Origin of the sequence: Streptomyces sp. NPDC058964 (genome assembly GCF_042741275.1) — a bacterium.
Classification (GTDB): Bacteria; Actinomycetota; Actinomycetes; order Streptomycetales; family Streptomycetaceae; genus Streptomyces.
Genome location: NZ_JBHYKH010000457.1, coordinates 1 through 7408, shown reverse-complemented (window position 1 = coordinate 7408; position 7408 = coordinate 1). Strand labels below are relative to the sequence as shown.

The 7408-nt window shown below is 72.5% G+C and carries 8 protein-coding genes; all 8 read left to right on the top strand.

Annotation, left to right across the window (positions count from 1 at the left end):
• A partial coding sequence (locus ACFW2E_RS36820) for a hypothetical protein (RefSeq protein ID WP_384473364.1) occupies positions 1-293 on the top strand: 293 nt, incomplete at its 5' end.
• 94 nt (positions 294-387) lie between these two features.
• A complete protein-coding gene (locus tag ACFW2E_RS36815; RefSeq protein WP_384473361.1) occupies positions 388-2565 on the top strand; it encodes an ATP-binding protein in 2178 nt (725 codons plus the stop codon).
• A gap of 80 nt (positions 2566-2645) precedes the next feature.
• Positions 2646-3080 (top strand): roadblock/LC7 domain-containing protein, encoded by a 435-nt coding sequence (locus ACFW2E_RS36810; RefSeq protein WP_384473358.1) that lies wholly within the window; start codon positions 2646-2648, stop codon positions 3078-3080.
• A 2-nt stretch (positions 3081-3082) separates the two neighbouring features.
• On the top strand, positions 3083-3454 hold the full coding sequence (locus tag ACFW2E_RS36805) for a DUF742 domain-containing protein (RefSeq protein WP_384473367.1): 372 nt from the start codon (positions 3083-3085) through the stop codon (positions 3452-3454).
• Entirely contained in the window at positions 3432-4031 is a 600-nt protein-coding gene (locus ACFW2E_RS36800) for an ATP/GTP-binding protein (protein WP_384473356.1), read from the top strand. Before ACFW2E_RS36805 ends, ACFW2E_RS36800 begins: the two co-directional genes overlap by 23 nt.
• Positions 4032-4092: 61 nt before the next feature.
• Positions 4093-4671 carry a GAF domain-containing protein gene (locus tag ACFW2E_RS36795; RefSeq protein WP_384473354.1) on the top strand — a complete coding sequence of 193 codons (579 nt, stop codon included), beginning with the start codon at positions 4093-4095 and terminating at the stop codon, positions 4669-4671.
• A 284-nt stretch (positions 4672-4955) separates the two neighbouring features.
• On the top strand, positions 4956-5984 hold the full coding sequence (gene tdh / locus ACFW2E_RS36790; protein ID WP_384473351.1) for an L-threonine 3-dehydrogenase: 1029 nt from the start codon (positions 4956-4958) through the stop codon (positions 5982-5984).
• A gap of 26 nt (positions 5985-6010) precedes the next feature.
• Positions 6011-7204 (top strand): glycine C-acetyltransferase, encoded by a 1194-nt coding sequence (locus tag ACFW2E_RS36785; protein ID WP_384473349.1) that lies wholly within the window; start codon positions 6011-6013, stop codon positions 7202-7204.
• Positions 7205-7408 lie beyond the last annotated feature (204 nt).

The following is a 7408-nucleotide window of genomic DNA, read 5'->3' as shown; positions in this document are numbered from 1 at the left end:
CTCGGTTGCCAGGTGGGCGAGAAGTGCTGCCCGCACCGAAGGTCCGGGCTGGGAGGCCTGGCAGAAGACGTGACCGCAGGGCCGCCGCGGGCATGACCGCGGTCGTGTGTGCGGCGGTGGTCGCGGCTCTCGTTCCTGGCCCGGTGGCTTCCGCGGTCGGTGACGATGCGGCCGATGTGCCGTTGTCGGAGGGGCACAAGGCCCTCCAGGCGGCCCAGCAATCCGGCCAGCGGGTGGAGGTGACCACGGAGCGCGGGGAGCGGACCAGGGGGGTCGCCCCCCCCGACGGGTAGGCGTGATGCCGGGGGGTGTGCGCGGGGGGGGGGGGCGGGGGGGGGGGCGGGCCGCGGGGGGGGGGGCCGGCCCGGGCGACCGGTCGCCCACCCCGTGCCCGCACTGCCCGAGACCCACATACGGCCTCAACTCCTCCGTCTCGCCGTGCTGCCGCCCACCGCGGTCGCGCTCAGCGGCAGCGCGGTCGTGCTGTTCATCGTCCGCTCCGCGGGGGTGCGGCCCGGCATCACCGTGTGGGCCGTGATCGCGGGAGCGTTCTCGGTGACGGTCGCCGGCATCGTGATCGCCGCCGTGGCCGCGGGCCGTGCCGCCCGCTCGGTGCGCGACCGCGTCGGCGCCCTGCGCAGGAGCGCCGCCCGGGGCGAGGCCGAGCTGCGCTCCCTCGTGGCGGCGCTGCGCCGCGGGGAGGGCGTCCCGCACCGCAAGCCGCGCGGCGGACCGCCCGAGGACGCCGACGACTTCGAACTGCTCGCCGCCGACCTGGCCCGCGCGCACGACGGCGCCGTCACCGCCGTCGTGCAGGCCGCACAGCTCTCCAGCCAGGCCGGCAGCGAGCAGAAGCTCGAGGTCTTCGTCAACCTGGCCCGACGGCTGCAGTCCCTCGTGCACCGGGAGATCTCGATCCTCGACGAGCTGGAGCACGAGATCGAGGACCCCGATCTGCTCAAGGGCCTGTTCCACGTGGACCACCTCGCCACCCGCATCAGGCGGCACGCCGAGAACCTCGCCGTGCTCGGCGGTGCCGTCTCGCGGCGGCAGTGGAGCAATCCCGTGTCCATGACCGAGGTGCTGCGGTCGGCCATCGCCGAGGTCGAGCAGTACTCGCGGGTCAAGCTCGTGCCGCCGATCGACGGCGAACTGCGCGGTCACGCCGTGGCCGACGTCATCCACCTGCTGGCCGAACTCGTCGAGAACGCCACGGTGTTCTCCGCCCCGCAGACCCAGGTCCTCCTGCGCGCCAACCTCGTCACCTCCGGGCTCGCCGTCGAGGTGGAGGACCGCGGTCTCGGCATGCCGGCGGCGGAGCAGGCCAGGATGAACGCCCTGCTCGCCGACCCCGACCAGGTCAACGTCGCCAGTCTGCTGGCCGACGGCCGCATCGGCCTCTTCGTCGTCTCCCAGCTCGCCAAGCGGCACGGCATCAACGTCCGTCTGCAGAGCAACATCTACGGCGGGGTGCAGGCCGTACTCGTCGTCCCGCAGGATCTGCTCGGTACGACGCCCGGTGTCCCCGGGGCCGTACCGCAGCCGCGCGACGCGGCGGCCGACGGGCACCCGCACGAGCGCACCGGCGCAGCCCGGGAGCCCCGGGGAGCGGCGGTCGCGGCCACGACGGGGACCGCGGGCGCGGCCCAGAGGCGCGCGGTCCCCGGAGGCGGGAACCGGGAGGGAGCGGAGGGAGGGGGCAGGAACGCACCGGCGGGAGCCGGGGACGGATCTCCGGCGGGGGTCACGAGCGATGCCATGTCCATGCCGGGGCAGCGCCCCGGGCAGCAGGGCGGTCGCGCGGAGCCGCCGTCCGGCCGCCGCAGCGGCCAACCGCGGCGTGAGTCCGCGAGCGGCGGCCCGGCCCACGGCGGCGCGCCGGTTCCGCTGCCGGTGCGCGGCGCCCGCGAGACACGGCCCAATCCCGCCGCCGCAGCCCCCGGTATCCGCCCGGACGACCGGCGGGCGGTCGCGGAGAACACGGTCGCGCCGCCCACCCCGCGCGTAGGTGGCGCCGTACGCGGCACGATGGGAAAGCCCCAACTGCCCCGCCGTCGCGCCCAGGAGCACATCGTGCCCCAGCTCCGGGGCGGACCGGCACCACGGCAGGACAGCGAGACGCTCGCGGGACACGACCCCGGCCTGATGGCCGCGTTCCAGCGCGGAATCGGCATGGCCGAGGCGCAGCAGCACATGGAGTCGGCGTATCCCGAGTCGATGTCCGTGGGACCGGCACATGGCGAGTCGGCCCATACGGCCCCAATGGCGACCGACCTCGACCACCGGAACATGGGCACCACCGACATGGGCACCACCGACATGGACCACGCGAACATGGGTCCGACGGACACGGGCCCGGCAGACATGAGTCGGACCGGCATGCAGCCGATCCGTTCGAGCTTGACCGGTCTGCCTGATCTGACCGACCGGGCCGTCGGCCGGACGCCGCACCCGGCCCCTGTGCAGTCACCGCACGTGGACGCGGCCCCCATCGGCGAGGCGCGCGCCCACCCGCACGGACCCGAACTCACCACCCGGCCCGACGGGAGCGCACCGGCCGGATGACCACCCCCCTGACCACCCCCAGCCCCACCCCCACGCCCAGCGCTCCCGCAGACCTTCGTACCCCAAGGAGTCGATCCACCATGGCGAGCGATGCGCCGACCGCCCAGGTATCCGACCTCGACTGGCTGATGAGCGGCCTCGTGCAGCGCGTACCGCACACCACCAGCGCCGTGCTCCTGTCCTGCGACGGACTGGTGAAGTCCGTCCACGGCCTGGACCCCGACAGCGCCGACCACATGGCCGCGCTGGCCTCCGGTCTGTACTCCCTCGGCCGCAGCGCGGGCGTCCGGTTCGGCGACGGCGGGGACGTCCGGCAGGTCGTCGTCGAACTCGACTCGACGCTGCTCTTCGTCACCACGGCCGGCTCCGGCACCTGCCTCGCCGTGCTCGCAGGGCGTGAGGCCGATGCAGCCGTCCTCGGCTACGAGATGGCGATGCTGGTCAAGAGCGTCCGCCCCTACCTGGTGACCGCACCCCGGCAGCACGCCGTCGAACCCCCGGCGATGAGGCCTTGAGCGTGCCGACGGCCGGCGACGAGCCCTGGCTCGACGACGCGGCCGGACGGCTGGTGCGCCCCTTCACCGTCAGCAACGGCCGCACCCGGCCCACCATCGCGCTCGACCTCATGTCGCAGGTGATGGCCACCGGAGCCACTCCCCTCGGCTACCTCGGCCCCGAGCACGCCCAGGCACTCGACCTGTGCCGCGCGCCCGTGCCGGTCGCCGAGATCGCCGCGCATCTGAAGCTGCCGGCGGTGGTCACCAAGGTGCTGCTCTCGGACCTCGTCGACTGCGGGGCGCTGACCGCCAAGCCCCCCGCGTTCCACCACAACCCCACTGACCGGTCCCTCCTGGAGGCAGTGCTCGATGGACTACGACGACAGCTCTGACCCGTTCCCCACCGCGCTCAAGATCCTTGTGGCGGGCGGGTTCGGGGTCGGCAAGACCACCTTCGTGGGCGCGGTGAGCGAGATCGCGCCGCTCAGCACGGAGGAACTCCTCACCACGGTCAGCGCCGCGACCGACAATCTCGACGGCATCGAGAACAAGGTCGAGACGACCGTGGCGATGGACTTCGGCCGCATCACGCTCGACCCGCAACACGTCCTCTACCTGTTCGGCACCCCCGGACAGGAGCGGTTCTGGTTCATGTGGGACGAGCTGTCCGAAGGCGCGCTCGGCGCGGTGATCCTCGCCGACACCCGCCGCCTGGAGGACTGCTTCGCGGCCGTCGACTTCTTCGAGGAGCGTGGTCTGGGCTTCATCGTCGCCATCAACGAGTTCGACGGTTCCTACCGCTACGACCCCGAGGAGGTGCGCGCCGCCATCGACCTCGACCCCGGGATCCCCATCGTCCGCTGCGACGCCCGCATCTCCAGCTCGGGCGTCCAGACCCTGCTCACCCTCGTACGCCACCTCATCGCCCACGCCCCGGCCCCCGCGCCGAGCCACGGCGCCCACAGGTGATCCCCGCACACCCGCCACGGAGCCCGCACATGACCCACGTCCACACAGCCGGAGCCAGGACATGAGCTACGAGCCGCCGAGGCCGGTCCGGGGTCTGCTGCTCACCCCCGAGGACAAGGAGGCCCCCGCCCGTACCCACAGGTTGCGCCGACTCGGCCTGGGGGAGCGCCCCGAGCCGGCCCTCGACGCCTTCGCGGACCGCCTTGCCGCCCTCACCGGCGCGGCGTACGCCATGGTCAACTTCATCTACGAGGAACGGCAGTTCTTCGCAGGGCTGCGCGTCCCGGCCGGCGGGCCGGTCGAGCGGGCCGACGGCACCCTGCGGCCGGAGGTCGGCCGTTCCATGCCGCGCGACCATGGCTTCTGCCCCCATGTGGTGGTCCGGCGCAAGGCGCTGGTGCTGGAGGACGTGTGCGACTACCCGCGGTTCGCGGGCAACCCGGTCGTCGACGAGTACGGCATCCGCTCCTATCTGGGCGCCCCGCTGATCGACAGCACGGGGATGGTGCTGGGCACGGTGTGCGTCGCCGACGTCCGGCCCAGGCCGTGGGGGAGGACCGGCCTGGAGACCATCAAGTCGACCGCCGCGGAACTCGCCGCGGGGCTCGAGCGACACGAGGACGACGGGCTGCCCCTCTGAGCCGACGGGCCGCGACGACGGGCTGCCCTCCGGCCCGACGCCAACCGGGTGAAGGACAACCGGGTGAATGTCCGCGCGCGGCGGGCCTGCGCCGAGTGCCCGGGGCCCGAGGCTGTGGGGGTCCACGGGGGTGTGAAGGAAAGCTGAGGCGGCGGTTAAGAAAAGCTCGATGGACCGGGCCCCGCGAATGCGGCAGATTGCAGTCAGATTTCCACCCCCTCTTCCCCGGCTCAGGGCCTCCTCGGCGTACCCGGATCCGGGACCTCACCCACAGGAGCCGTACGTTGAAGGCGCTGGTCAAGGAGAAGGCGGAGCCCGGGCTCTGGCTGACGGACGTCCCCGAGCCCGCCGTCGGACCCGGTGACGTGCTGATCAAGGTCCAGCGGACCGGTATCTGCGGCACCGACCTGCACATCCGGGCCTGGGACGGCTGGGCGCGGCAGGCCATCAGCACCCCGCTCGTCGTCGGCCACGAGTTCGTCGGCGAGGTCGTCGCGACGGGCCGGGACGTCGCCGACATCAACGTGGGCGACCGGGTCAGCGGCGAGGGCCACCTGGTGTGCGGAAAGTGCCGCAACTGTCTGGCCGGCCGCCGCCACCTGTGCCGGGCCACGGTCGGGCTCGGCGTCGGCCGGGACGGTGCGTTCGCCGAGTACGTAGCGCTGCCCGCCGGCAACGTCTGGGTGCACCGCGTCCCCGTCGACCTCGACGTCGCCGCGATCTTCGACCCGTTCGGCAACGCCGTTCACACCGCGCTGACCTTCCCGCTGGTCGGCGAGGACGTCCTGATCACCGGCGCCGGCCCGATCGGCCTGATGGCCGCGGCGGTCGCCCGGCACGCGGGCGCCCGCAACGTCGTGGTCACCGATGTCAGCGAGGACCGACTGCAGCTGGCGCGGAAGATCGGTGTGAGCCTGGCGCTCAACGTGGCGGAGTCGTCCATCGCCGACGGCCAGCGCGAGCTCGGCCTGCGTGAGGGCTTCGACATCGGCCTGGAGATGTCCGGCCGCGCCGAGGCCATGCGCGACATGATCGCCAACATGACGCACGGCGGGCGTATCGCCGTGCTCGGCCTGCCGGCGCAGGAGTTCCCGGTCGACTGGGCCCGGATCGTCACCTCGATGATCACCATCAAGGGCATCTACGGCCGTGAGATGTTCGAGACCTGGTACGCGATGTCGGTGCTGCTGGAAGGCGGCCTCGACCTTTCCCCCGTGATCACCGGCCGGTACGACTACCGCGACTTCGAGGCGGCGTTCGCCGACGCGGCCGCCGGCCGCGGCGGCAAGGTCATCCTCGACTGGACCGCGTAAGTCACCCGCTTTCTAGGAGCTTTGCGATGTTCGACTCCGTGCGCGACGACCTGCGCGCCACCCTCGACGAGATCCGTGCCGCCGGTCTGCACAAGCCCGAGCGCGTCATCGACACCCCGCAGTCCGCGACCGTCAACGTCAGCCAGGGCGGCCGCCTCGGCGAGGTCCTCAACTTCTGCGCCAACAACTACCTCGGTCTGGCCGACCACCCCGAGGTGATCGCCGCGGCCCACGCGGCCCTGGACCGCTGGGGCTACGGCATGGCGTCCGTGCGTTTCATCTGCGGTACGCAGGAGGTGCACAAGGAGCTGGAGGCGCGGCTGTCCGCCTTCCTCGGCCAGGAGGACACGATCCTGTACTCCTCCTGCTTCGACGCCAACGGCGGCGTCTTCGAGACGCTCCTCGGCGAGGAGGACGCGGTCATCTCCGACGCGCTGAACCACGCCTCGATCATCGACGGCATCCGCCTGTCCAAAGCCCGCCGCTTCCGCTATGCCAACCGCGACCTGGCGGACCTGGAGCGGCAGTTGAAGGAGGCGCAGTCCGCGCGGCGCCGGCTGATCGTCACGGACGGCGTCTTCTCCATGGACGGCTACGTGGCCCCGCTCCGGGAGATCTGCGACCTGGCCGACCGCTACGACGCGATGGTCATGGTCGACGACTCGCACGCCGTCGGCTTCGTCGGCCCGTCCGGTCGCGGCACTCCCGAGCTGCACGGCGTGATGGACCGCGTCGACATCATCACCGGCACCCTCGGCAAGGCGCTCGGCGGTGCCTCCGGCGGTTATGTCGCGGCCCGCGCCGAGATCGTGGCCCTGCTCCGCCAGCGCTCTCGGCCGTACCTCTTCTCGAACACCCTCGCTCCGGTGATCGCGGCGGCCTCCCTGAAGGTCCTCGACCTGCTCGAGTCGGCGGACGACCTGCGGGTCCGGCTCGCCGAGAACACCGAGCTGTTCCGCCGCCGTATGACCGAGGAGGGCTTCGACGTCCTCCCGGGCGACCACGCCATCGCGCCGGTGATGATCGGCGACGCGGCGCGGGCCGGCCGCTTGGCCGAGCTGCTTCTGGAGCGCGGGGTGTACGTGATCGGCTTCTCCTACCCGGTCGTGCCGCAGGGACAGGCCCGGATCCGCGTCCAGCTGTCGGCCGCGCACTCCACGGCGGACGTGAACCGCGCGGTGGACGCGTTCGTCGCGGCGCGGGCGGAACTCGACGCCTGACGGGGGCGGAACCGGAGCCCTGAGAGGGCGGACGGGAACGCCTCTCCGGGGTGGCTCAAAACCACCCGGACAATTGCGATAATCATTCGCATGATCGAAGCGCGGCGGCTCCACATCCTCCGTGCGGTGGCCGACCACCCCCCGGGGACCGCCGGCCCCCCCCCGCGGGATATAAACCCCCCCGCCGGGGACCCCCACCAGTCG